We start from the raw sequence: 23696 nt of genomic DNA, 5'->3' as shown, positions 1-23696 counted from the left end.
GTCGCCCCCCCCCCCCCCCCCCCCCCCGGGCCCGCCCCCCCCCCCCCCCCCCCCGGGGGGGGGGCGCCCCCGCCGCCGTCTCCGGCCCGCGCGGCCTGCCCGGACGGCGAACCGAACGGGTCGCTCCCGCGTCCCTCCCGCCATGAAGACGCTCATGTACGCGACACGACAGCTGCTGCGGTTCACGGCCCTGGAGGTGCGCTGCTGCGCCTTCGCCGTCGCGCTGGTCGCGGGCATCGCCGCGTCCACCCTGCTGCCCGGGCTGCCCGTCGCCCGCTACGACCTGCTCCTGCTCTACGGGACCGGGCTCACCGTCCTGGCGTGGAGGCTCGGCTGGGACACCGGCCGGGACGTGGCGGTGATCGCCGGCTGCCACGCCGTCGGCCTGCTCTTCGAGCTGGTCAAGGTACGGATGGGCTCGTGGAGCTATCCGGAGGACGCGCTGACCAAGTTCGGCGGCGTCCCCCTGTACGGAGGGTTCCTCTACGCCGCCGTGGGCAGCTACGTCTGCCGGGCCTGGCGCCTGTTCGACCTGCGGCTGACCGGTTACCGGCCGCGGGTGACGGCGGTCCTCGCCGGCGCCGTGTACGTGAACTTCTTCAGCCACCACTGGCTGCCCGACGCCCGCTGGGTCCTCGCCGCGCTGCTGCTCGCCGCCACGGCGGGCACCTGGGTGCGGTTCCGGGTGGGCGCGGACGACCTCCGGATGCCGCTGGCCCTCTCGTTCGTCCTGATCGGCTTCTTCCTGTGGATCGCGGAGAACGCGGCCACCTACGTCGGCGCGTGGAGCTATCCCGACCAACTCGACGGCTGGCGGCCGGTGTCCCTCGCGAAGTTCGGCGCGTGGACCCTCCTCATCACGGTCACCTTCGTCCTGACGGCGCACCGGGCGAGGAATCTCTTCCCCTCGGACCCGGTGCGCGAATAGGCAATTCCGCACACCGAGGCGTTCGTGCACCATGGCGGACGACGTGCTACAGTCGACAGCAGTTGCAGTTGTGGTTCCCAAAGAACTTATGAGTGCCTTCGACGGTGGATCCATCGTCAGGCACTTTATGTGTTTTCGGTGCAGTTTTCCGACGGGGCAATCATCACGGCGACGCCGGGTGCCGCACGGTGTGGCTTCCCGGGTTACGCCCCGAAGGAGATTTGACATGGCCTCTGGCACCGTGAAGTGGTTCAACAGCGAAAAGGGCTTCGGCTTCATCGAGCAGGAGGGTGGCGGCCCGGACGTCTTCGCCCACTACTCCAACATCGCCACCTCCGGCTTCCGTGAGCTCCAGGAAGGCCAGAAGGTGACCTTCGACGTCACGCAGGGCCAGAAGGGCCCGCAGGCGGAGAACATCCTCCCCGCCTGACGTTGACACGTCCGACGCAGCCGGGGCCCTCACCGTCGTGGTGAGGGCCTCGGCTCGTTGTCTTTTCCGGCTTTTTCACGGACCGGACGCCGCTTTCCCCACGTCGGCGTGGCCGGATCCGTACGCAATTGGCGTTCGGTACGTTCTGGTGATTCACGGGCCACGGCCCGTCGCGAATTCCCTCGAAACGCACCGTTTCGAGGAAGGTCCCCCATGAACAGCACCCCCCGCACGGACCGGGCACGCCGCGGTTCCGCGCCGAAGGACGAATTCACGACGCCGCCGACCGCCACCCCGGCGCTCCCCGCCGTCACCGCCTTCACCGACCTCGGCCTGCCGGCCGCGGTCCTGGACGTACTGGCCCGCGAGGGCGTCACCACACCGTTCCCGATCCAGGCCGCGACCCTGCCCGACGCCCTCGCGGGCCGGGACGTGCTCGGTCGCGGGCGGACCGGCTCCGGCAAGACCCTCGCCTTCGGCCTGCCGCTGCTGGCGCGCACGGCCGGGCGCCGGGCGGAGGCCCGCAAGCCGCTGGCCCTCGTCCTGGTCCCCACCCGCGAGCTGGCCCAGCAGGTCACGGACGCGCTCGCCCCGTACGCCGCCGCCCTGAAGCTGCGCACGGCCACCGTGGTGGGCGGCATGTCGATCGGCCGGCAGGCCACCGCGCTGCGCGACGGCGTCGAGGTCCTCGTCGCCACGCCGGGCCGGCTGATGGACCTCGTGGAGCGCAAGGACTGCCGTCTGGAGCGGGTCACCGTCACCGTCCTGGACGAGGCCGACCAGATGGCCGACCTGGGGTTCCTGCCCCAGGTCACGGAGATCCTCGACCGTGTGGGCGGCGAGGGCCAGCGGATGCTGTTCTCGGCCACGCTCGACCGCAACGTCGACCTCGTCGTGGAGCGCTACCTCGAGGACCCGGTCGTCCACTCCGTCGACCCGTCGGCCGCCACCGTCTCCACCATGGAGCACCACGTGCTGCACGTGCACGGCGCCGACAAGTTCGCCACGGCCACGGAGATCGCCGCCCGCGACGGGCGCGTGATCATGTTCCTGCACACCAAGCACTCCGTCGACCGTTTCACCCGCCACCTGCTCGGCAGCGGCGTACGCGCGGCGGCTCTGCACGGCGACAAGTCGCAGCCGCTGCGGACCCGCACCCTGGCCCGCTTCAAGAGCGGCGAGGTGCCCGTCCTGGTCGCCACCAACGTCGCGGCGCGCGGCATCCACGTCGACGAGCTCGACCTCGTCGTCAACGTCGACCCGCCCGCCGACCACAAGGACTACCTGCACCGCGGCGGCCGGACCGCGCGCGCCGGCGAGTCCGGTCTCGTCGTCACCCTGGCCACCCCGGAACAGCGCCGGGACGTGGCCCGCCTCATGGCGGACGCGGGCATCCGCCCGAAGGTCACCCAGGTCCGCTCGGGCGAGGCCGAACTGAGCCGCATCACCGGCGCCCGCACCCCCTCGGGCGTGCCCGTCGACGGCGCCGCGCCGACCCAGGAGGGCCCCAAGCGCGGCGGTGCGGCCTTCCGCGGCATCGGCACCGTCCCCGGCCGCCCGGGCCGCGCCAAGAACGAGTCCCGGCGCGCCACCGAGGCCCGCAAGACCGCCGAGGCCCGCCAGGCCGCGCGCGTCCGCCGCGGCGGCTGACCCTTCCCGGCGGCTGCCCTTTCCCCGGGGGCTGCCCCTTTCCCGGGGGCGACCGTTCCCGGCAGGCGCCTCTTCCCGGCAGCTGACCTTCCCGGCGGCGCCCCTTCCCGCTGGCGACCGTTCCTGACGGGTGCCCCTTCCCCGTACCTGCCCCTTCGCGGCGGCGTCCTGCTCGGCGGGGTGCCGCCGGTCCCCAACGCCCTTGCTCGACGCTCCCGTCACCCACGGCTCCTGTCGATCTTCGACACGATTCCGCCACGGCACAGAGCCTTGCCAGCCACGAGGGGCGCCCCTATCGTCGCCGACAGAAAGCGCTTTCCCCACGCGAGGGGGGCGCATGCGAGAAGGAAGGCGAGGATGAGACGACCAGTCGCACTGCGACTCCACGCGGCGCTGGCGGCGATGGCCCTGGCGACCGTGACCGGCGTGGTCCTGACGATGCCCGAGGCATCGGCGGCGACCGGCGGCGTCACCGGTTACGCGACCCAGAACGGCGGCACCACGGGCGGCGCGGGCGGCACGACCGTACGGGCCACCACGGGAACCGCGATCCACGCGGCCCTCTGCGGCCGGGCCAGCAGCAGCACGCCGATCACCATCCAGGTGGAAGGGACGATCAACCACGCGAACACGGCCAAGGTGTCGGGCGAGAGCTGCAACACCGCCGCCGGCGTGATCGAACTCAAGCAGATCAGCAACGTCACGATCGTCGGGGTGGGCAGCGGTGCCGTCTTCGACCAGCTGGGCATCCACCTGCGCGACGCGAGCAACATCATCATCCAGAACGTGACCGTCCGGAACGTCAAGAAGTCGGGCTCGCCCACGTCCAACGGCGGCGACGCCATCGGCATGGAGAGCACCGTCCGCAACGTCTGGGTCGACCACACCACCCTCGAGGCGTCGGGCGGCGAGTCCGAGGGCTTCGACGGCCTCTTCGACATGAAGGACAACACCCAGTACGTGACCCTGTCGTACAGCATTCTGCGTAATTCCGGCCGCGGAGGCCTCGTCGGTTCCAGTGAGACCGACCTGTCGAACAGCTTCATCACCTACCACCACAACCTGTACGAGAACATCGACTCCCGTGCTCCCCTGCTGCGTGGCGGCGTCGCCCACATGTACAACAACCACTACCTGAGCCTCAACGAGTCCGGCATCAACTCGCGGGCGGGCGCCCGCGCCAGGGTGGACAGCAACTACTTCGAGGACTCCAAGGACGTCCTGGGCACCTTCTACACCGACGCCGCCGGGTACTGGCAGGTCAGCGGCAACATCTACGACAACGTCAGCTGGTCGAGCCGCGGCACCGAGAACAACCCGGCCGGCCCCGACCCCCAGTCCAACACGAGCGTCACCATCCCGTACGCCTTCAGCCCCGACCCGGCGAGCTGCGTGCCGAGCGTCGTGAGCCGCACGGCGGGCGCGGGCAAGGGAGTCCTCGTGTCGGACGGCTCCTGCTCACCGCAGAACCCCACGCCGACCCCGACCCCGACCCCCACGCCGACACCCACACCCACACCCACGACACCCACCACCCCGCCCACCACGACCCCGCCCTCCGGGACCAACCTCAGCATCGGCGCCGGGTCCGACGGCTCGAGCAAGGCCGACGGGACGAGTTACGGCAACGTCCGGGACGGCAGCCTGAGCACCTACTGGTCGCCGGCCGGGACGACCGGCTCCGTCTCGATCAAGTGGGGCTCCCCCACGTCCGTGTCCAGCGTCGTCATCAAGGAGACATCGGGCGCCGCGGGCCGCATCGGCGCCTGGCGCGTCGTCAACGCCGACACCGGCGCGGTCCTGACCTCCGGCAGCGGAGCCGGGGTCATCGGCTTCGCCCGTACCGCACTGAGCAAGATCACCTTCGAGATCACCGGCTCGACCGGTACACCGCAGGTGGCCGAGTTCGAGACCTACGCCTGACCGCCGCACGACGACGGCCCGCCGGGTCCGGATGCCCGGACCCGGCGGGCCCCGTCGTGTCATCGGACGGGTCAGCTCACGAACTCGCGGTCCCCGTAGCGCACTTCCGCCCGGCCCCGGTCCGCTCCGAGTCCGGCCGTGAACGCGCGGGCGAGCGGCAGGTCCGCGACCGGGGCGACGAGGATCAGCCGGCCGTCGAGGGTGACCGATCCGCCGCCGAGCCGTTCGCGCGCCTCGGGGTCGGCGACCAGAGCCTCGCGCAGGGCGCTCACGGAGACGCCGGGGACCTCGATCTCCACGGCGTCGGTCTCCGGCGAACTCCTGGGCAGACAGCGGAAGGTGAGCACGGCCTCCTGCTCGTACCGCTTGGCGATGACGCCGGCGATGTGGTGGAGCCCGTCGCGGCCCGCCCCGTCCACGTGGTCGACGACCCGGGGCGGCGGCCGTTGCGCGGTGCCCGCTCAGGGGTGGAGGCGGTCGAGCCCGTGGACGATGAGACCGAGGCCGAAGGCGAACTCCTCGTCCAGGGGGACCGAGGTGAGGGTCCGGGCGGCCCGGAGGAGAGCGGGGTACGCGGCCGGGTCGAGCCCTCGGTAGAAGGCGGCGAGCCGGGGTCCGTCGTCGGGGGCGGCCGCGGGGCCGTGCTGTTGGGCGGTGAAGCCGATGACGTAGTGCGTGACGGCGGTGAAGGCCCGGGCGGCGAGGTCCACCGGGAGGCCGTGGGCGAGGAGGGCGCTCAGGACGCGCTCGCGCTGGGCGAGTCCGTGGGGGCCGACGGGCACCTGGGCGATGAGGAGCGGCAGGGCGTGGGGGTGGGCGCGCAGGGTGTCGTGGAAGCGGTGCGCGGTGACCGTGAGCGCCTCCCGCCAGTCGGCGCGTTCGGCGAGGTCGTCGAGGACGGTCTCGCCGAGGACGCGGTCGACGACGTACGCGAGGATCTCGTCCTTGCCGTCGAAGTGGCGGTAGAGGGTGGCGGTGCCCGAGTCCAGGGCCTCGGCGAGCAGGCGCAGCGAGAAGGCCTGGGTGCCGTGCTCGTCGACGAGGCGCAGGGCGGTGGCGACGATGTGCGCGGTGTCGAGCGAGGGGCGGCCGCGCCGGCGTTCCCCGGCGGGGGCGGGGGCGGGGCGTGCCGCCCACCAGGCGGGGCTGCCGGGGGGTGCTGGGGTGGCGGCCATGGGGTGGTGCTTCTCCCTCGCTGCGCGGGTGCCGCCGTGAGCCGTGCGCGGCTACCGGCGGCCGTCGGTGGTGCGCTGGCCACCGTACCCGCCGGGGCCGTGCGGCCCGAAGGCGGCGGGGATCCGGACGTCGCCGGTCCGGTCCACCGGGGCGACGGTGCCGACGTACCCGTCGGGGCGGACGAGCAGGACGGTGTCCTCCGTGATGCCGTACGGGGTGAGCAGGGCCGCTTCCGCCGGTGTGCGGGCGGTGGTGCGGGTGAGGACGGTGTGGCGGCGCAGCGGGGCACCGGCGGTCGGCCACGGGAGGCGGGCCACCGCGGCCTCGGCGCGGGCGCCGAAGGCGAGGGCGGTGAAGTGCGGGCCGCGGTAGAGGTCGAAGAGGGTGCGCGCCGTGGGGGTGGGGTGGGGCAGGGTCGCGTCGGGGGCGCGGTCGCCGGGGCGGAGACGGGTGGTGCGGGGCGCGTCGGTCGGGGCGAGGGGGCCTCCGAAGTAGGAGACGGCGAGCTGGTGTTCGTCCTGTCCGCGGGTGAGCTTGCCCGGTCGGGCGCGGCGGAGGCCTTCGTAGAGCTCGGTGGTGCGGCCGAGGACCTGGGCGGCGACGGGCCGCCGCTCGCCCTCGTAGGTGTCGAGGAGGGTGTCGTCGGCGCCGGCGAGGACCTGCTGGAGTTTCCAGCCGAGGTTGTGGGCGTCCTGGACGCCGGTGTTGAGGCCCTGTGCGCCGGCGGGGGTGTGGACGTGGGCGGCGTCGCCGCACAGCAGGAGCCTGCGGTCGCGGTAGCGCCGGGCGAGGCGGACGTTGGGCCGGAACACCGAGGACCAGCTGATGTCGCGGAGGCCGAGGGAGCGGCCGACCCGGCGGCGGAAGAGTGCGGCGAGGGCGGCGTCGGTGAGGTCCTGGGCGTCGGTGGCTTCGCCCGGCCGGACCTTGATCATGATCTGGAAACGGTCTCCGCCGGGCAGGGGGCAGGCCGCGACGGCGCGTCCCCGGGCGCGGGGCCAGACGTGCCAGCGGTCACGGGAGAGGCCGTCGACCGCCGCGTCGACGAGGAGCATCCGGTCGGTCTCGTCGGTGGTGCCCTCGAAGGCGATGCCCGCGGCCCTGCGCACGGTGCTCGAGCCGCCGTCGGCGCCGACGACGTACCGGGCGGTGAGCAGCCGCCCGTCTTCCAGGCGCACCGCGCAGCCGTCGTCGTCCTGGGTGATCCCGACGGCTCGGGCGCCGAAGTCGACGCGTACGCCGAGCTGTTCGACCGCGTCGTGGAGGAGGCGGGCGGTGGCGTACTGAGGGAGCAGGAGGACGTCGGCGTACGGGGTGCCGGCGCCGTCGGGAGCGCCGGCGTGCATGCGCCAGGTCTTGGTCCAGGGGCCGAGGTGCAGCCCCATCGACGGGTAGTCGCCGCCTGCCGCGAGGGCGGCCTCGGCCAGTCCGAGGTCGTCGAGGACTTCGAGGGTGCGCGGCTGGATCCCCTTGGCACGCGAGCCCTCGAACCTCCCCCGGTCGCGTTCCAGGAGGCGTACCGCGAGGCCGCGCCGGGCCAGGTCGAGGGTGAGGGCGAGCCCGACGGGCCCGGCGCCGACGACGATCACGTCGCTCTCGGCCTTCGTGGTGGCTGTCCGGTCCATGCCGCTCCCTTCGTCGGTTCCCGCTCGCGGGAACGCGCACCTGATTTACGGATACAGCGTATCCGAATTAATGGATACGGCGTGACCGCAATCAAGACGAGTGAAGGTCGTGACGACTTCTCGCCAACCCGGCACGCCCATCGGGCGCGCGGTGGAAAGTGGGACGGATCGCCCGCGGGCCGGTGGACGCCCGCACGAAAGGAGCGTGCCCGTGCTGTCCGATCTCTTCGACCGGCTCCTGCGACGCGGGACCGGGGCCGGTCCGGCCGGGACGGCCCCCGCCCTGTCCCCGGAGTACCTCGTGCTCGACGCGGACTTCTCCTCCGCCGACCAGTGGGTCGCCGGCCGTTCGTGGGCCTATCCCGACGGCGGCCCGACCAATCACGGCGACAACAAGCTCGACCACCTGGTGGAGGATCCCGCGTACAGCCGCACCGGCGTCTTCCGCGCGACCCCGCGTCCGGACGGCGACTGGGACACCGGACTCCTCACGACCGAGGGCAGCCGCGAGGGCTTTCTGGCGCGGGCCGGAGACGTCCTGGTGGCGCGCGTGCGGCTGCCGGTGGAGACCGGGGCCTGGCCCGCCATCTGGACCTGGCTCGACGGCGGCCAGGAGGTCGACGTCTTCGAGTACCACCCCGACAACCCGGACCTGCTGGAGCTCTCCAACCGGGTCAAGGGGCGCTACCACTACTTCCGGGACCCGGCCGTCCGGCCGGGCGCCTGGGTCGACCTGCGGGTCGAACTCGGCGCCCGCTCGGTCGTCTGGTGGGTCAACGGCGTGCGGGTCTTCGACGACCGCCGGGGGGTGGGGCGCTCCTGGCGGGCCCATCTGATCGTGAACCTGTCGGTCTGCGCGGGCCGTTACCACCCGGCACCCGACCGCGACACGTCCGAGATGTCGTACGAGGTGGCGGAGTTGCGCGTGTACCGGCCGCCGTCCGGCCGGTCCCGGACCGTCCCCGCCCAGGGCGGCCGTCCGCCCGCACCCTGAGCCGGGTGCCGGGTGCCGGGGACCGGCACCCGGGTCGGGTCAGCCGGCGTCCGCGCCGGGCCGGACGGCACCCGGGCCGGGCAAGACGGCGTCCGCGCCGGGTCAGCCGGCGTCCGTGTCTGCCGTGACGAGGACGATCTTGCCGGTGGTCCGGTCCGTCTCGCCGAGGGCGTGGGCCTTGGCGGCGTCGGCGAGGGGGAAGACGGCCTCGACGTGGGCCCGCAAGGCGCCGGACTCGGCGAGGGCGGCGACGGCGTTCATGCCGGCGTGGTCGGCCTCGACGAGGAGGGTCTCGACGCGTACGCCGCGGGCCGCGGCCTTCGCCGGCTCGTCGGGGTCGGTGCCGGGGAGGAGCGAGACCAGCGTTCCGCCGGGACGGAGGACGTCGAGCGAGCGGACACGGGTGTCTCCGGAGAGGGGGTCGAGGACCATGTCGACGTCCCCGACGGCCTCGGCGAAGTCGGTGGTGCGGTAGTCGATCACCTCGTCGGCACCGAGGGAGCGCACGAAGTCGTGCTTGGGAGCGCTGGCGGTGCCGATGACGTACGCGCCCCGCTCCTTGGCGATCTGGACGGCGAGGTGGCCGACTCCGCCGGCCGCCGCGTGGATCAGGACGCGCTGCCCGGGGGCGACGCGGGCGGTGTCGACGATCGCCTGGTAGGCGGTGAGCGCGGCGAGCGGAAGGGCGCCGGCCTGGATGTGGTCGATGCCGGCCGGCTTGTGGGCGAAGGCGCGGGCGGGGCCGGTCACGTACTCGGCGTGGGAGCCGACGCCGTACGGGTACGGCAGCATCCCGAAGACCTCGTCGCCCGGCTTGAAGACGGTCACGCCGTATCCGACGGCCTCGACGACGCCGGAGACGTCCCAGCCGAGGACCAGCGGGAGGCGGTCGCCGAGGAAGAGGCCGGCGGAGCGGTGCTTCCAGTCGGTCGGGTTGACGCCGGCCGCGCGGACGGCGACGAGGATCTGGTTCAGGCCCGGCTCGGGCCGCGGCAGCACGGTCTCCCGGAGCACCTCGGGGGCTCCGTGGACGTCCTGGCTGATGGCGCGCATGGTGCGGTGATTCGTCATGCACACCAGCGTCGCCGGAGGCCCGGTCCCGTACCATGGCATGATTGCCATCTTTCGAAGGGATTCTGCCATGAGCCGTCGGCCCCACCGCGTCGTCGTCCTCGCCCTGGACGGGGTGTACCCCTTCGAGCTGGGCATCCCCAACCGGGTCTTCGGCACCCTCGGCGATCTCTACGAGGTGGTGACCTGCTCGGTGGACGGGGGGCCGGTCCGCACGAACGCCGACTTCTCGGTGACCGTCGAGCACGGGCCCGAGGCGCTGGCCACCGCCGACACGGTGGTGCTGCCGCCCTTCGACCTCGGCGTCCTCTCCCGCGAGCTGCCGGCCGGGGTCGCCGGAGCGCTCGCCCTCCTGCCGCCGCGGGTTCGGCTGGTGTCCATCTGCACGGGCGCGTTCATCCTCGCCGCGGCCGGCCTGCTCGACGGCCACCCCGCCACGACGCACTGGGCGCTCACCGACACCTTCCGCTCCTGGTACCCGGACATCACCCTCGACCCGGACGTCCTCTTCGTCGACGACGACTCCGTGCTGACCTCGGCGGGCGCCGCGTCGGGAGTGGACGTCTGCCTCCACCTCGTACGGAAGGACCACGGCACCGCCGTCGCCAACCGGGTGGCACGGATGTGCGTCGTACCGCCGTGGCGGGACGGCGGGCAGGCGCAGTACATCGAGCAGCCCGTGCCCGAGGCCACGGCCAACGACACCTCCGCGACCCGGCAGTGGGCCCTGGAGAACCTGCACGGGCCGATCACCCTCACCGAGCTCGCCGCGCACGCCCGGATGAGCCTGCGCACCTTCGCCCGCCGGTTCGACGAGGAGGTCGGCATGAGCCCCGGGCGGTGGCTGATCCAGCAGCGGGTCGCGCGGGCCAGGCACCTCCTGGAGTCCACCGACCTGCCCGTGGACGACATCGCGGGGCAGGTCGGCTTCGGCACCGGCACCTCACTGCGCCAGCACCTGCACGCCGCCATCGGCGTGACCCCGCTCGCCTACCGCCGCACCTTCCGCGGCGGGGTCACGGCCGACGCCGGGGCGACCGATGCCGTGCCGGCGTCTTTCTGAAACTTGCGGCAACATCTTGCCGAGCCTGGTTCGGGCTGTTTGACTCGCCTGCGACCCACGGAAGCCGGCGCACCGAGGAGAACAGCGATGAGCAGCGAGTACGACGTCCTCGTCCTCGGAGGAGCGGGCGTCGACACGATCGTGTACGTGCCCGAGCTCCCCCTTCCGTACGCCGACAGCTACATGATCCGGCCCGGCATCGAGACCCGTGCCGGGCAGACCGGCGACTTCGTGGCGCTCGGACTGAGCTCGCTCGGACTGCGGACGCACCACATCGACCTGATCGGTGACGACGTACCGGGCGATCTCGTCCGGGCGTTCCACCGCGACCACGGCATCGGATTCACCGAGGTCCCCGGCGGCACCAAGCGGGCCGTCAACCTCGTCGCCCCCGACGGCCGGCGGCTCTCGCTCTACGACGACAGCCGCTCCCCGGAGTCCGACCGGCTGCCCGCGGAGCTGGTCGGCACGCTGGCCTCGGCGAGCCGCCACGCGCACGTCTCGATCACCCACCCCTGCGCCTTCGCCCTCCCCCTGCTCCGCGAGGCGGGCCTCACCCTCTCCACCGACCTCCACGACTGGGACGGCGAGAACCCGTACCACGAGCCGTTCGCCTACGGCTCCGACATCGTCTTCGTCTCCTCCACGGCCCTGCCCGACCGGGAGAAGACCATGCACCGGATCCTGGAGCGGGGGCGGGCCGAGGTCGTGATCGCCACCGCCGGCGCCGAAGGCGCGTACGTGCTCAGCGCCGCCGGTCTCGTCCACGTGCCGGCCGTCGCGCCCCGGGGGCCGGTCGTCGACTCCAACGGCGCGGGCGACGCCTTCGCCGCCGGCTTCCTCTACGGCCGCCTGACGGGCGAGGACCTGGACCGCTGCGCCCTCTACGGCGCGGTGGCCGGCGCGCACGCCTGCACCGTACCGGCGACCGCGACCGACGCCGTCGACCGCGCGACACTCCTGCGGGAGGTCGCGGTCGCCCCTTCCCGTTCACACGACGCGAGCTGACGGGGCTTCGGTCGGCTCGGCAGGACTCTCCTGGTGCCGCTTCCCTTCGCGGGCGTCCGGGCGGGGTCGTAGCGTCTGGGCGCGCTCCAGCGCGTCGAGCGCGAGGTCGGCGGCGCGGTCGCCGATCGCGTGGACGGCGAGCTGCCATCCCGCGAGGTGGCCGTCCACGACCAGTTCCGTCAAGCCGCTCCGGGGCGTCCTGGAGCTGTCCGGTGTGGGTGGTGCCCTCGTACGGGGCGGTGAGCGCGGCCGTGCGGGCCATCATGCCGCCGTCCGTGTAGATCTTGAGGGCGCCCAGGGACAGCCAGTCGTCGCCGAAGCCGGTGCGCAGGCCGAGGTCGAGGGAGCGCGGGATGCCGTCGTCGGCGTGGGCGCCGACCGGACGGAGGGTGTCGCCGGCGGCCATGAGCTGGACCCGCAGCGGCAACCGGCCACGGTCCCTGAGGAGTTGGTGGGCGCCGAGTTCCACCGGGCTGTGCCCGAGGAGGCCGCCGCCGATGCCCGCCTCGGCGCAGGCGGTGACGCCCTCGGCGAGGCAGGCGCGCCCGGCGTGCTCGATCGCGTCGGCCAGTTCCTCCTGGGAGTACGGCAGCCGCAGCCGGCGCACGGCGGTCATCGCGCTCTCGGCCAGGAAGCCGTCCTGGTGGGGGACGTCGGCCGGGAGCAGGTCGAGGACGGCGCTGTTGACGACGCAGGCGTGGCCCGAGTCGTGCATCACGAACACCTTCCGCCCCTGGCTGACCCGGTCGAGTTCGGCGGCGGTCAGGTGGCGGCCGAGGGCCCGCTGGTCGTAGCTGGCGATGTCGACCCAGCCGCCGGGCGCGGCCTTGCGGGCGGTGGCCTCCTCGACGACGGCGAGCACGTCCTCGACGCGTGCGCAGGGGGCGATGCCGGGGGTGCCGGCCTTCAGTCCGGCCCAGGCGAGGTGGACGTGGCTGTCGATGAACCCGGGCAGGACGGTGGCGCCCTGGAGGTCGACGACCTCGCGGGCGGGGAGCCCGGTGACGGCCTCGTCGAGGCCGACGACGCGGCCCCGCCAGATGCCGAGGTCGTGGGCGACGGGGTGGTCGGGGTCCATGGTGAGGATGTGCGCGTTCGTCAGCCGCGTGCAGAGCATCGTCGGTCCGTCCGGTTCGTCGTCGTCAGGTGGTCGGGGCCGCCGCGGTGCCCGCGGGGGCGGGGGCGTACCGCCTGGGCCCAGCGGGTGTAGTCGGTGTACGTCACCGGGAGCGGACCCCCGTCGGGGGCCCGGCCCGCCGCGCGGGCGGCGTAGGCCGTGGTGAGGTCGCGGAGCAGCGGGACCACCGACCATTCGTCGACCGCCAGGTAGTGCGCGGTCAGGAGCACCGCCTGGGTCCCGTCCGCGCCGGTGAGCAGCCGGACGCGCAGCGGGGTCTCCCGCTCCAAGTCGGGTGCTCCCCCGGCGAGTTCGGCCACCCGGGCGTCGACGTCGTCGCACTCCTCGACGGCGAGGGCCGGGGGCGCGGCGGGTCGCGGGACCGGACCGCCGTCGTCTTCGCCGAACGCCGTGCGCAGGGGTTCGTGGCGGTCCGTGACGTCGGTGAGCGCCGCCGCGAGAGCCCGGGCGTCGAGGCCGCCGGGCGAGCGCAGCACCAGCGCGTGGTCGAAGCCGGGACGGCGCCGGTACGCGTGCCACTGCGCCCGCTATACGGGCGCGGCCGCGGAAGCGTCTCCGACGCCCGGCGCGTCGCCCGGCCGCAGGGCGGGGCGGGCGGCGGCGGCTCCGTCGAGCTTGCCGGCGATGCCTGCGACGGTGAGGGCGTCGAAGACGTCCCGGATGGTCAGTTCGACGCCGAACTCGGTCCGGATCCGGCCGAGGAGCCGCATCGAGGCCATGGAGTGGCCGCCGAGCGCGAAGAAGCTGTCGTGCACGCCGACGTCGTCGAGCTTGAGGATCTCGCGGAACAGCCCGGCGATCCGGGCCTGCGTGGGCGTCGCCGGTCCCGCGTCCCCGGTCATCCCCGACCAGTCCGGCGCGGGCAGCGCCGCGCGGTCCAGCTTGCCGTTGGGCGTCAGCGGCAGCGGGCCCTCCGGGGGGACGACGAGCGCGGGGACCATGTACTCGGGCAGCTGCCCGGCGACGTGGGCGCGCAGTTCCCGTGGGTCGGGCCGCTGCGGCGCGCCGGGTCCCGTCTCGGGGACGGCGTAGCCGACGAGGCGGACGATGTCGCCGTCGCGGTCGGGCAGGACCGCGGCCTGCGCGACCGACGGGTGGGCGGCGAGCGCGGCCTCGATCTCGCCGAGTTCGATGCGGAAGCCGCGGATCTTCACCTGGGTGTCGACGCGGCCGAGGAAGTCGAGGTTCCCGTCGGCGCGCCAGCGGGCGCGGTCGCCGGTGCGGTACATCCGGCTGCCCCAGCCCCCAGGCCGCGTTCGGGACGGTGTTCAGGGTGAGTCCGTGACGCCGGGCGAGGGCGCGCAGCCGGTCGCTGCTCCCGGCGCTGAGGTGGGCGTCGAAGTCCACCGGGATGACCGGGCCGGCGTCGCGGCCGGAGGGCGCGACCAGGGTCGGCTCGTCGAACCCGGCGAGCGCCCCGCGCCAGGCCTCCAGGGCCGCCGTGGTGTCCTGGGCGTCCAGCCACGCCAGGTAGTCGCGGTAGGAGCCGGGCAGCGGCAGCCCGGTCGCGTCGCCGGCCCGCTCGTACAGCGTGAACAGCTCCTCCAGGAACAGCCAGGCCGACCAGCTCTTCTACCGCGAGGGCGACGGGGTCGTGATCGTCGCCGGAGCGGACGCCCGCACCGGCCGCAACCACGGCCTGGCCCTCACCCGGTTCCGCGACGCCGAGCGCATCGCGGAAGGCCCCGCCTACCACGACTGGCTGCGCGACCACGGCTTCCCCGACCTCCGTACGGCCGGAGTTCGTCAACGAGGGCGAGGGCGACTACCTCCTGGCCGGCGAATGGCTGCTCGCGGGAACCGGGTTCCGCAGCGACCCGCGCTCGCACGACGAGGCGCAGGAGTTCTTCGGACGTCCCGTCATCGGCCTCACGCTCGTCGACCCGGACTACCACCTGGACACCGCGCTCACCGTGCTCGACGAGACGACGATCGCCTACTACCCGGCGGCCTTCTCCGCGGGCAGCCTGGCCGTGCTGCGGCGGCTGTTCCCGGACGCCGTCGTCGCCACGGAACAGGACGCGGCGGTCTTCGGCCTCAACGCCACGTCCGACGGCCTGAACGTGGTCCTGCCCCACAACGCCACCGCGCTGACCGAGCAGTTGCGCGAGCGGGGCTTCCGTCCCGTCGGAGTGGACCTCTCGGAGCTCCTCAAGGCCGGCGGCAGCGTCAAGTGCTGCACGCTGGAGCTGCGTACGGCCTCCTGAAACCCCGACGTGCCCCGGACGGTCCCGGGGCGCGTCGCCGGGGTGTCTCCGACGCACCGGCCGGACACCAAGGAAGAGTTGATGGAACAGCCGGTGATCTCGGGTACGGCGCACGACCCGACGGGCAACCGCTTCACCCTCGTCGGCATCTCGAACGTGCCGACCGACTGGGCGCAGGTCTTCGGGTCGCTCGCCGGCGCCGACCTGTCCCTCGTGAAGATCGTCAACGACCTCGTGGCCCGCGGCGACGTGGGCTGCGTCCGCGATCCCGCCGACCGGCGCCGCGTCGTGGTCCGCCTGACCCGGCGGGGCGGGGCCTCCCTGGCGAGCCTGAGCGCGGAGATCGCGGCGACGGACGACGAGGTCCTCGGCCCGCTCGGCGAGGACGAGCGACGCCAACTCGCCTCCCTCCTGCGGCGCGTGCACCACCACCTCACCTCCGCACCCTCGTGACACCGCGGTGACCGCGCGGTACAAGAAAGTGAAGGCATTCGGCAGCGGATACGACAACAGTGGTGGAACCAGCGCGTTATGACGGGCGCCGGTGATCTGCCGGGCTACAGTCCCGTCTCGAGATCCCGATCGCCACACCCTCAAGGGGGAATCTGCCATGGGCAAGACCGAAAGCGGAACGTACGAGGGGTTCTCGGCCGAGGAGCGGGCCGCGATGAAGGACCACGCCAAGGAGCAGAAGACGGCCGCGCGCCGCAGCTCGCGCGCGGACAAGGCGGCCGAAGCGGAGCGGGACGTCCTGGCCAAGATCGCCGAGATGAAGGACACCGACCGGGTCCTCGCCGAACGCGTCCACGCCGTCGTCACGGCCAGCGCCCCGACGCTCGCCCCGAAACTCTGGTACGGCATGCCGGCCTACGCTCTGGACGGCAGGATCGTCTGTTTCTTCCAGAGCGCCGAGAAGTTCAAGGCCCGTTACGCGACGCTCGGTTTCAGCGACCAGGCGAACCTCGACGAGGGCACGATGTGGCCGGCCGGATTCGCGCTCACCGAGGTGACGCCCGAGGTGGAGGAGCGCATCGGCGCCCTCGTGAAGCAGGCGGTGAGCTGACCCCACACCGGGACCCGGTCAGGCGGACGCCCTGGTCTCGGTCTCCCGCGACGCCCCGCGACGCTCGCCCGGGCGGGCCAGCGGCAGGTGGTAGAGGGCGAACGCCTTGCGGATGACGGGCTGGGCGACGTTGCGGACGCGTACCCCGCCCGCCGTCATGCCGTGCTCCGTGCCGAGGTGGGCGTGGCCGTGCAGGGCCAGATCCGCGCCGGCCTCGTCGATGGCCTCGGCGAGGAGGTAGCTCCCCAGGAAGGGGTAGATCTCCACCGGCTCCCCCGCCAGGGTGTCGGGCACCGGGGCGAAGTGGGTGAGCGCGATCCGCGCCCCGCAGTCGTCGGCGGACAGATCGGTCAGGGCCCGGTGCAGGCCGTCGGCGCCCCGGCGCGCGGTGCGGACGAACTCCTTCATCTCGCGTTCGCCGAACTCCCCGGCGCTGCGGCCGGCGAACCCGCCGCAGAAGCCCTTCGTACCGGCGACGCCCACCTTCACGCCGTCCACCGGCAGGGTCACGCTCTCTCCCTCCAGGACGGTGACGCCGGCGTCGGTGAGGACCCGCGTGATGTCCTCCTCGCGCTCCGCGTGGTAGTCGTGGTTGCCCAGGACGGCCACCACGGGCACCCCGAGGTCGCGGACCTCCGCCGCGACCACCTCGGCCTCCGGCACGGTGCCGTGGCGGGTGAGGTCGCCGGCGAGCAGGAGCAGGTCCGCGCAGAGCGGCAGGGTCTCGAACGACGGGCGGAGCAGGCCCCGGCAGTCCGGGCTCAGATGGATGTCGCCGACGGCGGCCACCCGCACCACCGCTCCGTTCGGTTCTCCGGGCTCGGTCACAGCAGCTCCTCGGGCCGGTCGGGAGGGTCGGCGCAGGCGACCAGGAGGTCCTGTCGCACCGGCATCCCCTCCAGTTCCACGCGGGCGATCCGGAGGATCTCGTCGCGGCCGGCGGCGGTCGGGACGGTGCCCGTCAGGAGGACGGCCGCGCCGCGCACCTCGACGCGCACGCCGAGCTCGGCCGTCTCCTCCCGGGCGAGCCGGTCCCTGAACCGGGCGATCCTGTACTCGCTCTCGCCTGCGCTCATCGTGTCCCTCCGTCCGTTCCGATCGTCTCCCTCACGTCCTCGCCGGCCCGCGGGGTGCCGTTCGCCGTTCCCGGCGTGTTGCGCCGCTGCGCCTTGCGCAGGAGGCGGTACGGCAGGGCGTACCAGCAGAGCACGAACCAGAGCATCACGCCGCCTACCACGACGCCGGCGGCGAGCGTGCCGCTCAGCACCACGTTGAGGATGAGCATCAGCGTGCAGGCGACGGTCAGCGCGAGGAGGACCATGCCGCAGACCATCAGCCGGCCGGCGGCGTCCACGACCTCCTCCTTCATGCGCAGCCCGGCCAGGCAGCGGTGGATCGACACGGGGGCGATCAGCGCGGCCGTCGCGGACGCGGCCAGCACGACGGTGACCACGTAGAGCGCACGGTCGAAGCCGCCCAGTTCAGTGAAGCGCGCGGTGAACGCGAGGCTCAGCAGGAAGCCGAACAGGATCTGCACACCGGTCTGCGCGACGCGCGTCTCCTGAAGGACCTCCTGCCACCGTCTGTTGACCCGGTCCCTGGCCCCTTCGGGTCGTCTCTGGGCCCGCGCCCGGCGCGGCTCCTCCTCGCGCTCGGCGCGCCACTCGGCCTCGGCCGGGCGCCTCGTCATCGCCATGACGTCCTCCTCAGCTGGGCAAACGCCGCTCTGCGAGGTGCGGTGCCCGGTCGGACGACGATCAAACGGAGGACGCGGGCCCGGGCACGCGGTGCCACGGACACGCCACGGACAGCGGCCTGGAGCGACCGCCCCTGGCCCGCGCCGGTCGGCTCACGGCCCGCCCACCGCGATCCGGAGGCCGCTCCGGGGCGCCGTCGGAATCCGCGACAGGGGAATCCGCAGGTCCTGCGGAGGCACGGTCCACTCCAGCCGGGCCAGCGCGGTCGACAGGGCGGCGAGGACGGCGACGGTGATGTCCTCCCCCGGGCAGCGGTGGCCGTCGGCCGGATCGCCGCCGCCCTGCGGGATCAGCGTGTCGCGGTGCGGCGGGCTGCCGAGGAAGCGCTCCGGGTCGAAGCGGTACGGCTCCGGCCACAGGGCGGGGTCGTGGTTCTGGCCGTACACGTCGAGCAGGACGAGGTCGCCGTCGGCGATCGGCTGCCCGCGCCATTCCAGGTCGCGGGCGCCCAGACCCCCGACGAACGGCACGAAGGGGTAGAACCGCCGCACCTCGTGGGCGAAGGCCGTCGCGTACGGGCCGGTGCCCCCACCGTCCCCGTCCTCGCGCAGCCGGTCCCGCGTCCGGGGCCAACGGTGCAGCGCGTGCCCGGCGAACGTGGTGAACCAGGCGACGGCGATCGTCGGGCGGGCGATGTTGAGGAGCTCCACGGCCGCGGTGTGCGGGTCGAGCAGTCCGCCGTCCGCTCCCCGGTGCCGGGCGAACGCCGCGAACGGCGTGTCCTCGCCGAGCGCCGCCGTCGTCCGGGCCTCACTCACCGCCCGGGCGAGCAGTGCCTCCTGACGGGTCCGCGCGCGGCGGGCCCTCAGGTGACGCGGGCCGGGGGCGGCGAAGCCGTCGACCATGGCGACGCAGTCCCGCGCCAGGGCGGGGACGCGCGCGTCGTCGATCGGCAGCCCCGCCCAGTCGCGCACGGCCCGGGCGAGCACGGCCGCCACCTCGTCGAACAGCACGATCTCGCGCCCGGCGAACGCGACGGAAGCGGTCCGCCAGCCGCTCTCCACGTGCCGCACCAGGGAGGCGACGGCCGTGGGATCGGCGAGCCGGCCGACGAAGAGCGCCTTGCGCACGCGGTGGTCGGCGCCGTCCAGGGTGTGCACGGCCCCTCGTCCGAAGAGCGTGTCGAGGACGGGTCCCGGCAGCGCGTCCGTACGGCGCACATGGCTCTCGTCGTAGAAGAAGCGGACCGCGTCGGGGCCGTGCAGCGCGACGGCTGGGTGTCCCAGCAGCCGCGTGCGGACGGCCTCGCCGTTCCCCGCGCGGCGGCGCGTGTCGGGCAGCCAGCCGTAGCCCCGGAGCAGCAGGTCGACGGTGCGGTCGGCGATGAGTGTGGACATGTCCCGTGCGGTACCCCGCCGCGGCGGGGTACCGCACGCCCATCCGGCGGTCGCCACCCGGACGGCGGAGGGCCTGACCCGGCGAGGACGACGTCACGGGTGGGGACGTGCCGGGGAAGACGGGGTGTGGACGCCCCGGCGGAACAGGCAGGGGTATGGAGCCCCGGGAGGCAGGCGGGGCCGTACGGCGGCGCAGTGGAGGGGCGCGGCTCAGGACGAGTGACACGGGCCGGCCGGGCCGGCGGCGGGTCCGCCACGGCCGCGGCTTCCGCTGCCTCGACACCGGCGGCGCCCCGCTGGCGGCGGAGGAACGGGCCAGGGTCGTCGCGCTCGTCATCCCGCCGGCGTGGCGGGACGTGGGGGTGTGCCCGTGGCCCAACGGCCACATCCAGGCCGTCGGCACGGACGACGCGGGCCGTCGGCAGTACGTGTACCACCAGGATTTCCGCCGCCGACAGGAGGAGGCCAAGCACGCGCACGTCCGGCGGGCGGCCAGGTGCCTGCCCCGGCTGCGGGCGGCCGTCGAACGGGACCTGGCCCTGCGCGGGCTGACCCGGAACCGCGTGTTCGTGTGCGCGGCGCGCCTGCTCGACCTCGGCTTCTTCCGGATCGGCGACCCGCGCTGTCCGCGCGGAGGAGCTGAACGCGGACCTGCGGGAGCGGTCGGGCACCGACATCTCCGCCAAGGACTTCCGCACACGGCACGCCACGGCGCTCGCCGCCGTCGCGCTCGCGGTGTCGGCGCCGGTCGGCGGGGCCTCCCGGCCGGCGCGGGCGAAGGCGGTGCGGCGGGCCGTCCACGAGGTCAGCGGCCACCTCGGCAACACGCCCGCGGTCCGCCGGGCCTCTTACATCGACCCGGTGGTCGTCGAGCGCTTCGAAGAGGGCGTCACGGTCGCGGCGGCGCTCGGCCGCCTGGGCGAGGGCGGCGGGTTCGGCCATCCGGCCACGCGCGGCGCGGTGGAGCGGGCCGTGCTGCGGCTGCTGCCGTGAGCCTTCGCCGGACGCGCTTTCGGGGTGCGTACGGCCCGTACGGAGGCGGCCCGAGGGGCTATCCGCGTGCGCCGGCCGTGTCCGGTACGGCCGGCACGGCGGCGAAGGGACTGCTGTCCAGGTGGGCGAGGAGGTCGCCGGGGTCGTCGTAGACCGTGTCGGCTCCCGCCCCGGTCAGGTCGGCGCGCGGGATGCCGCCGCAGAGGAGGCCGACGGGGACCACGCGGGCGCGGCGTGCGGCCTTCATGTCCCAGACGCTGTCGCCGACGAACACGGCCCGGTCGGGGCCGACGTCGACGAGCGAGAGGGCGTGCTCGATCGGGTCGGGTGCGGGTTTGCCCTCCTCGACGTCGTCGGCGGTGGCGGTGGCCGTGACGGCGTCGTCGGCGTCGAGGGCCCGGCGCAGGGCGGTGAGTTCGCGGTCCTTGGCGGAGGTGACCAGGACGATCCGCCAGCCGTCTCCGGCGAGGGCGCGCAGCAGGTCGGCGGCGCGGTCGAAGGCCTGGAGCCGTTCGAAGAAGGCGCCGTACAGGGTGTCGTGGCCGTTGCTCAGCCGGTCGTCGTGGGCGTGGTCGCGGTCCTGGCCGAGCAGGTGGTCGAGGAGCCGCTCCCCCGGCAGGCCGATCGCCCGGTGCACGGCGTGGGTGGGCACCCGGTGGCCGCCCTGGCGCAGGGACTCCCACCAGGCCACCACGTGCAGGTGGTTGGAGTCGACGAGGGTCCCGTCGACGTCGAAGAGCGCGGCGCGGTCCATGGCGGTGCTCCCTACAGGTCGCGGAGGGCGGGCAGCAGCGTGGTCTCCGCCCAGCGGAGGAAGGACTCCTGGTGGTCCCCGCCGATCTGGACGAGGGCGAGGTCGGTGAACCCGGCTTCGGCGAACGGCCGGACCGCGTCCACGACGGCTCCGACGTCGTCCCCGCAGGGGATGCTCTTCGCCACGTCCTCCGGGCGGGTGTGCTCGGAGGCCTGCTCGAAGCCGGCCGGCAGCGGGAGTTCGGCGTTGAGCCGCCAGCCGCCCAGGGCCCACCGGAACTGATCGTGCGCCCGGGCCACCGCCGCCTCGCGGTCGGTGTCGTAGCAGACGGGCAGCTGTCCGACGCGCGGTTTGCCCGCGCCGCCCTGGGCGTCGAAGGCGTCGAGGAGCTCCCGTTCCGGTTCCGTCGCTATCAGCAGGTCGGCGTGACGGCCGGCGAGCGCGCAGGAGCGGGGGCCCGACACGGCGATGCCGAGGGGCGGCGGGGTGTCGGGGAGGTCCCACAGCCGGGCGTCGTCCACCTGGAAGTACCGGCCGTGCCGCGTCACGTACCCGCCGCCGAACAGCGCGCGGATGATCTCGGCGGCCTCGTCCAGCATGGCGAGGCGGACCCGGGCCGAGGGCCAGCCCGCGCCCACCACGTGCTCGTTGAGGTTCTCGCCCGAGCCGAGGCCGAGCCGGAAGCGGCCTTCGGACAGCAGCTGGACGGTGGCGGCCTTCTGCGCGATCACCGCCGGGTGGTAGCGGAAGGTCGGGCAGGTCACGAAGCTCATGAGCGGTATCTCCGTGGTCGCCTGCGCCGCCGCGCCCAGGACGCTCCAGGCGTACGGAGCGTGTCCCTGCGACGCGAGCCACGGGAAGGAGTGGTCCGAGATCACGGAGAAGTCGAACCCCACCCGTTCCGCCTCGACGACGTGCCCAACCAGCTCACGGGGGCCTGCCTGCTCGGTCATCATGGTGTACCCGATGTGCATCATGTCTCGCGACTTGCCGCGTCCGGGGTGCCCGAAACGGGTCGTCTCACACGCTCGTGAGGAACTGCGCCGACAGGTTCTCGATCATCGACGCGGTCCACCGCATCTGGCGGAGCGTGCGGGGGTGGCAGAAGGAGGTCAGCTCCAGGAGCCGGGCGTCCCGCGTGGCGTGCGCGGCCTGGGTCAGCATCTCCCAGAGCAGCGAGTTCCCGACCGCGCCGAGGTGCAGGGCTCTCAGGTCCGCCAGGAGGAGCAGCCCGGGGTCCGGCGGGTCGCCGACGGCTCCGGCCGCCTCCCGGAGCGGCGTGGGCGGCGGCCCGATGGGCGGGGCGCCGGTGAGCGGGCCGTCCGCGGGCGGGGCGCCGTGCCGTCGTGCGGCCTCCGCCAGGCGGCGGCCGTGCTCTTCGGACCACTGGGCCAGGACGGTCGCCACGTGGTGGACCTCGTGTTCGGCGCGGTGCCGGTCGGCCGCGGCGGCCAGGTCGAGGGACAGTCTCCGCTCGCCGTCCCGCAGGGCGTCCAGGGTCAGGGCGATGCCGTTCACTGTCGTTCCTCCTTCCGGTGCCCGTCCTCGCGGGGCCCGTCGCCTCGGGGGTCCGCCCCGGGCGGGCCGCCCGGGGCGGGTGTGAGCGGGTGTGCGGGGGTACCCGGGACGGACCCCGCGCGCTGAGGACCACGGGACGGAACCACCGAGCGGTCCCGGCGCGATGCGCGTCGGGCGACGCAGCGACCCGATGGTCCCGGCACGCTGCGGACCGGGGAGCTGGACCACCGGGCGCTCCCGGCGCGACTGCGCGTCAGGCGATGGAACGGCCCGGCGGTCCCGGCACGCTGCGGACCGGGGAGCTGGACCACCGGGCGCTCCCGGCGCGACTGCGCGTCAGGCGGTGGAACGGCCCGGCGTCGTCAGCGCAGGCCCGGGTCGCCGGGGCCGGGGGGCAGCGGCCAGGACTCGGTGCCCGAGGACCCGCGCGTCCGGTCGGGGTCGCCCATCGATCCGGGCTCCTCCCTCATCGGACCGGGCCCTTCGCCCATCGCGTCGGTCCCGGCCGCCATGGGGCCGGGGTCCTCGCCCCTCGGCATTCCGGTCGAGGTCCCCGCCGTGTCGGCGTCCTGCGGGCGGATGCGGCCGCGCCAGCCGCCGGTCGTCTGGTCGTGCTCCTCGACGAAGCCCTTGAACCGCCTGAGGTCGCCCTTGACGCGCCGGTCCAGCATGCCGAGCGCGTCGGCGGCCTTCTCGGCCATGCTGTCGGGCTCGACGTCCATGGCGAGGCGCACCCGGGTGTGTGCGTCGTCCAGCGGCTGGAAGCTGACGACGCCCTTCTGCTGGATGCCCTCGCCCATGCTGCGCCAGGCGATCCGCTCGTCGGGGAGCTGGTCGACGATCTCGGTGTCGAACTCGCGCCGCACCCCGGCGATCTTGGTCCGCCAGTGGCAGTGCCGGTCGTCGAGCTGCCGGACGTCCTCCACGCCCTCCATGAAGCGCGGGAAGTCCTCGAACTGCGTCCACTGGTCGTACGCGCTCCGCACCGGAACGTCGACGTCGATCATCTGCTCGACCTTGCTCATGTCCTTGCCTCCTCCATGTCGTGCCGTACGCACTCT

Annotated in this window: 21 protein-coding genes and 6 pseudogenes; 12 read left to right on the top strand and 15 right to left on the bottom strand. The window is 73.8% G+C overall.

What is annotated here, in order from left to right:
• Nucleotides 1–142: 142 nt before the first annotated feature.
• The 4 genes from AC067A_RS04920 (at nt 143) to AC067A_RS04905 (ending at nt 4931) form a co-directional block, all read left to right on the top strand.
• The gene (locus tag AC067A_RS04920) at nt 143–928 is read left to right on the top strand and encodes a DUF817 domain-containing protein (protein WP_478614573.1); all 786 of its coding nucleotides are present in this window, start codon (nt 143–145) and stop codon (nt 926–928) included.
• Between the two features lie 226 nt (nt 929–1154).
• Complete coding sequence (locus AC067A_RS04915; protein WP_057577999.1) at nt 1155–1358, top strand: cold-shock protein; 204 nt, start codon at nt 1155–1157, stop codon at nt 1356–1358.
• Nucleotides 1359–1571: 213 nt separating this feature from the next.
• Nucleotides 1572–3008, top strand: a complete 1437-nt coding sequence (locus AC067A_RS04910) for a DEAD/DEAH box helicase (RefSeq protein WP_478614569.1) — start codon at nt 1572–1574, stop codon at nt 3006–3008.
• 357 nt (nt 3009–3365) lie between these two features.
• Nucleotides 3366–4931: a pectate lyase family protein gene (locus AC067A_RS04905; RefSeq protein WP_478614567.1), complete on the top strand. Its 1566-nt coding sequence runs from the start codon at nt 3366–3368 to the stop codon at nt 4929–4931.
• A 71-nt stretch (nt 4932–5002) separates the two neighbouring features.
• Here AC067A_RS04905 and AC067A_RS04900 read toward each other — a convergent pair whose 3' ends face one another.
• Genes AC067A_RS04900 through AC067A_RS04890 form a run of 3 tightly spaced genes read right to left on the bottom strand, consistent with a single transcriptional unit; the run spans nt 5003 to nt 7732 of the window.
• Nucleotides 5003–5350 (bottom strand): hypothetical protein, encoded by a 348-nt coding sequence (locus tag AC067A_RS04900; RefSeq protein ID WP_478614565.1) that lies wholly within the window; start codon nt 5348–5350, stop codon nt 5003–5005.
• A gap of 42 nt (nt 5351–5392) precedes the next feature.
• On the bottom strand, nt 5393–6106 hold the full coding sequence (locus AC067A_RS04895) for a TetR/AcrR family transcriptional regulator (protein WP_478614562.1): 714 nt from the start codon (nt 6104–6106) through the stop codon (nt 5393–5395).
• A gap of 51 nt (nt 6107–6157) precedes the next feature.
• Nucleotides 6158–7732 carry an FAD-dependent monooxygenase gene (locus AC067A_RS04890; RefSeq protein ID WP_478614560.1) on the bottom strand — a complete coding sequence of 525 codons (1575 nt, stop codon included), beginning with the start codon at nt 7730–7732 and terminating at the stop codon, nt 6158–6160.
• A 283-nt stretch (nt 7733–8015) separates the two neighbouring features.
• Between AC067A_RS04890 and AC067A_RS04885 the strand changes: the two genes are divergently transcribed.
• A complete protein-coding gene (locus AC067A_RS04885) occupies nt 8016–8726 on the top strand; it encodes a LamG domain-containing protein (RefSeq protein WP_478614630.1) in 711 nt (236 codons plus the stop codon).
• 102 nt (nt 8727–8828) lie between these two features.
• On the opposite strand, the gene AC067A_RS04880 is transcribed toward AC067A_RS04885, so the two are convergent.
• Nucleotides 8829–9779: an NADP-dependent oxidoreductase gene (locus AC067A_RS04880; protein WP_478614627.1), complete on the bottom strand. Its 951-nt coding sequence runs from the start codon at nt 9777–9779 to the stop codon at nt 8829–8831.
• A gap of 88 nt (nt 9780–9867) precedes the next feature.
• Between AC067A_RS04880 and AC067A_RS04875 the strand changes: the two genes are divergently transcribed.
• Together AC067A_RS04875 and AC067A_RS04870 are read left to right on the top strand one after the other, a co-directional pair.
• Nucleotides 9868–10860, top strand: coding sequence for a GlxA family transcriptional regulator (locus AC067A_RS04875; protein WP_478614557.1), 993 nt, complete (start codon nt 9868–9870; stop codon nt 10858–10860).
• Between the two features lie 87 nt (nt 10861–10947).
• The gene (locus AC067A_RS04870) at nt 10948–11868 is read left to right on the top strand and encodes an adenosine kinase (protein WP_478614554.1); all 921 of its coding nucleotides are present in this window, start codon (nt 10948–10950) and stop codon (nt 11866–11868) included.
• Between the two features lie 33 nt (nt 11869–11901).
• Here AC067A_RS04870 and AC067A_RS04865 read toward each other — a convergent pair.
• The 3 pseudogenes from AC067A_RS04865 to AC067A_RS04855 all read right to left on the bottom strand — a co-directional run.
• Nucleotides 11902–12985: pseudogene (locus AC067A_RS04865) on the bottom strand (amidohydrolase); the annotation flags it as partial.
• A gap of 44 nt (nt 12986–13029) precedes the next feature.
• A pseudogene (locus tag AC067A_RS04860) lies at nt 13030–14244 on the bottom strand (phosphopantetheine-binding protein); the annotation flags it as partial.
• Between the two features lies 1 nt (nt 14245).
• Nucleotides 14246–14572 (bottom strand): annotated as a pseudogene (locus AC067A_RS04855) (hypothetical protein); the annotation flags it as partial.
• A gap of 82 nt (nt 14573–14654) precedes the next feature.
• Here AC067A_RS04855 and AC067A_RS04850 point away from each other — a divergent pair.
• The 3 genes and pseudogenes from AC067A_RS04850 to AC067A_RS04840 form a co-directional block, all read left to right on the top strand.
• Nucleotides 14655–15213, top strand: a pseudogene (locus AC067A_RS04850) (dimethylarginine dimethylaminohydrolase family protein); the annotation flags it as partial.
• Between the two features lie 81 nt (nt 15214–15294).
• Nucleotides 15295–15666, top strand: a complete 372-nt coding sequence (locus AC067A_RS04845; protein ID WP_478614552.1) for a hypothetical protein — start codon at nt 15295–15297, stop codon at nt 15664–15666.
• A gap of 157 nt (nt 15667–15823) precedes the next feature.
• Nucleotides 15824–16276, top strand: coding sequence for an iron chaperone (locus tag AC067A_RS04840; protein WP_478614550.1), 453 nt, complete (start codon nt 15824–15826; stop codon nt 16274–16276).
• Between the two features lie 18 nt (nt 16277–16294).
• Here the strand turns inward: AC067A_RS04840 and AC067A_RS04835 are convergent, their stop codons facing one another.
• The 4 genes from AC067A_RS04835 to AC067A_RS04820 all read right to left on the bottom strand — a co-directional run bounded on the left by AC067A_RS04835 (nt 16295) and on the right by AC067A_RS04820 (nt 19370).
• Nucleotides 16295–17074 (bottom strand): metallophosphoesterase family protein, encoded by a 780-nt coding sequence (locus AC067A_RS04835; RefSeq protein WP_478614625.1) that lies wholly within the window; start codon nt 17072–17074, stop codon nt 16295–16297.
• Nucleotides 17075–17100: 26 nt separating this feature from the next.
• Nucleotides 17101–17352: a BON domain-containing protein gene (locus AC067A_RS04830; protein ID WP_478614547.1), complete on the bottom strand. Its 252-nt coding sequence runs from the start codon at nt 17350–17352 to the stop codon at nt 17101–17103.
• Nucleotides 17349–17972 (bottom strand): DUF6328 family protein, encoded by a 624-nt coding sequence (locus tag AC067A_RS04825; RefSeq protein WP_478614544.1) that lies wholly within the window; start codon nt 17970–17972, stop codon nt 17349–17351. The genes AC067A_RS04830 and AC067A_RS04825 overlap by 4 nt, the downstream gene beginning before the upstream one ends.
• Nucleotides 17973–18125: 153 nt before the next feature.
• A complete protein-coding gene (locus AC067A_RS04820) occupies nt 18126–19370 on the bottom strand; it encodes a cytochrome P450 (RefSeq protein WP_478614541.1) in 1245 nt (414 codons plus the stop codon).
• Nucleotides 19371–19525: 155 nt separating this feature from the next.
• On the opposite strand from AC067A_RS04820, the pseudogene AC067A_RS04815 reads away from it, so the two are divergent.
• Both AC067A_RS04815 and AC067A_RS04810 read left to right on the top strand, forming a co-directional pair.
• A pseudogene (locus AC067A_RS04815) lies at nt 19526–19717 on the top strand (DNA topoisomerase IB); the annotation flags it as partial.
• A 292-nt stretch (nt 19718–20009) separates the two neighbouring features.
• Nucleotides 20010–20363 carry a hypothetical protein gene (locus AC067A_RS04810; protein WP_478614623.1) on the top strand — a complete coding sequence of 118 codons (354 nt, stop codon included), beginning with the start codon at nt 20010–20012 and terminating at the stop codon, nt 20361–20363.
• A 58-nt stretch (nt 20364–20421) separates the two neighbouring features.
• Here AC067A_RS04810 and AC067A_RS04805 read toward each other — a convergent pair whose 3' ends face one another.
• The 4 genes and pseudogenes from AC067A_RS04805 to AC067A_RS04790 all read right to left on the bottom strand — a co-directional run.
• Complete coding sequence (locus AC067A_RS04805; RefSeq protein ID WP_478614538.1) at nt 20422–21117, bottom strand: HAD family hydrolase; 696 nt, start codon at nt 21115–21117, stop codon at nt 20422–20424.
• An 11-nt stretch (nt 21118–21128) separates the two neighbouring features.
• Nucleotides 21129–22094 (bottom strand): LLM class F420-dependent oxidoreductase, encoded by a 966-nt coding sequence (locus tag AC067A_RS04800; RefSeq protein WP_478614535.1) that lies wholly within the window; start codon nt 22092–22094, stop codon nt 21129–21131.
• 43 nt (nt 22095–22137) lie between these two features.
• Nucleotides 22138–22635, bottom strand: coding sequence for a hypothetical protein (locus tag AC067A_RS04795; RefSeq protein ID WP_478614533.1), 498 nt, complete (start codon nt 22633–22635; stop codon nt 22138–22140).
• Between the two features lie 566 nt (nt 22636–23201).
• A pseudogene (locus AC067A_RS04790) lies at nt 23202–23660 on the bottom strand (SRPBCC family protein); the annotation flags it as partial.
• Between the last annotated feature and the right edge of the window lie 36 nt (nt 23661–23696).

The organism is Streptomyces sp. NPDC043176 (assembly GCF_056436715.1).
This window is presented reverse-complemented; position numbering and strand designations above follow the sequence as displayed.

What these genes read in the sequence shown, in the direction of transcription:
- AC067A_RS04895 (WP_478614562.1), bottom strand. Translation starts at nt 6,106, where the DNA reads ATGGCCGCCACCCCAGCACCCCCCGGCAGCCCCGCCTGGTGGGCGGCA.
- AC067A_RS04800 (WP_478614535.1), bottom strand. Translation starts at nt 22,094, where the DNA reads ATGATGCACATCGGGTACACCATGATGACCGAGCAGGCAGGCCCCCGT.
- AC067A_RS04870 (WP_478614554.1), top strand. Translation starts at nt 10,948, where the DNA reads ATGAGCAGCGAGTACGACGTCCTCGTCCTCGGAGGAGCGGGCGTCGAC.
- AC067A_RS04880 (WP_478614627.1), bottom strand. Translation starts at nt 9,779, where the DNA reads ATGCGCGCCATCAGCCAGGACGTCCACGGAGCCCCCGAGGTGCTCCGG.
- AC067A_RS04820 (WP_478614541.1), bottom strand. Translation starts at nt 19,370, where the DNA reads ATGTCCACACTCATCGCCGACCGCACCGTCGACCTGCTGCTCCGGGGC.
- AC067A_RS04840 (WP_478614550.1), top strand. Translation starts at nt 15,824, where the DNA reads ATGGGCAAGACCGAAAGCGGAACGTACGAGGGGTTCTCGGCCGAGGAG.
- AC067A_RS04805 (WP_478614538.1), bottom strand. Translation starts at nt 21,117, where the DNA reads ATGGACCGCGCCGCGCTCTTCGACGTCGACGGGACCCTCGTCGACTCC.
- AC067A_RS04905 (WP_478614567.1), top strand. Translation starts at nt 3,366, where the DNA reads ATGAGACGACCAGTCGCACTGCGACTCCACGCGGCGCTGGCGGCGATG.
- AC067A_RS04830 (WP_478614547.1), bottom strand. Translation starts at nt 17,352, where the DNA reads ATGAGCGCAGGCGAGAGCGAGTACAGGATCGCCCGGTTCAGGGACCGG.
- AC067A_RS04910 (WP_478614569.1), top strand. Translation starts at nt 1,572, where the DNA reads ATGAACAGCACCCCCCGCACGGACCGGGCACGCCGCGGTTCCGCGCCG.
- AC067A_RS04825 (WP_478614544.1), bottom strand. Translation starts at nt 17,972, where the DNA reads ATGGCGATGACGAGGCGCCCGGCCGAGGCCGAGTGGCGCGCCGAGCGC.
- AC067A_RS04920 (WP_478614573.1), top strand. Translation starts at nt 143, where the DNA reads ATGAAGACGCTCATGTACGCGACACGACAGCTGCTGCGGTTCACGGCC.
- AC067A_RS04875 (WP_478614557.1), top strand. Translation starts at nt 9,868, where the DNA reads ATGAGCCGTCGGCCCCACCGCGTCGTCGTCCTCGCCCTGGACGGGGTG.
- AC067A_RS04915 (WP_057577999.1), top strand. Translation starts at nt 1,155, where the DNA reads ATGGCCTCTGGCACCGTGAAGTGGTTCAACAGCGAAAAGGGCTTCGGC.
- AC067A_RS04845 (WP_478614552.1), top strand. Translation starts at nt 15,295, where the DNA reads ATGGAACAGCCGGTGATCTCGGGTACGGCGCACGACCCGACGGGCAAC.
- AC067A_RS04890 (WP_478614560.1), bottom strand. Translation starts at nt 7,732, where the DNA reads ATGGACCGGACAGCCACCACGAAGGCCGAGAGCGACGTGATCGTCGTC.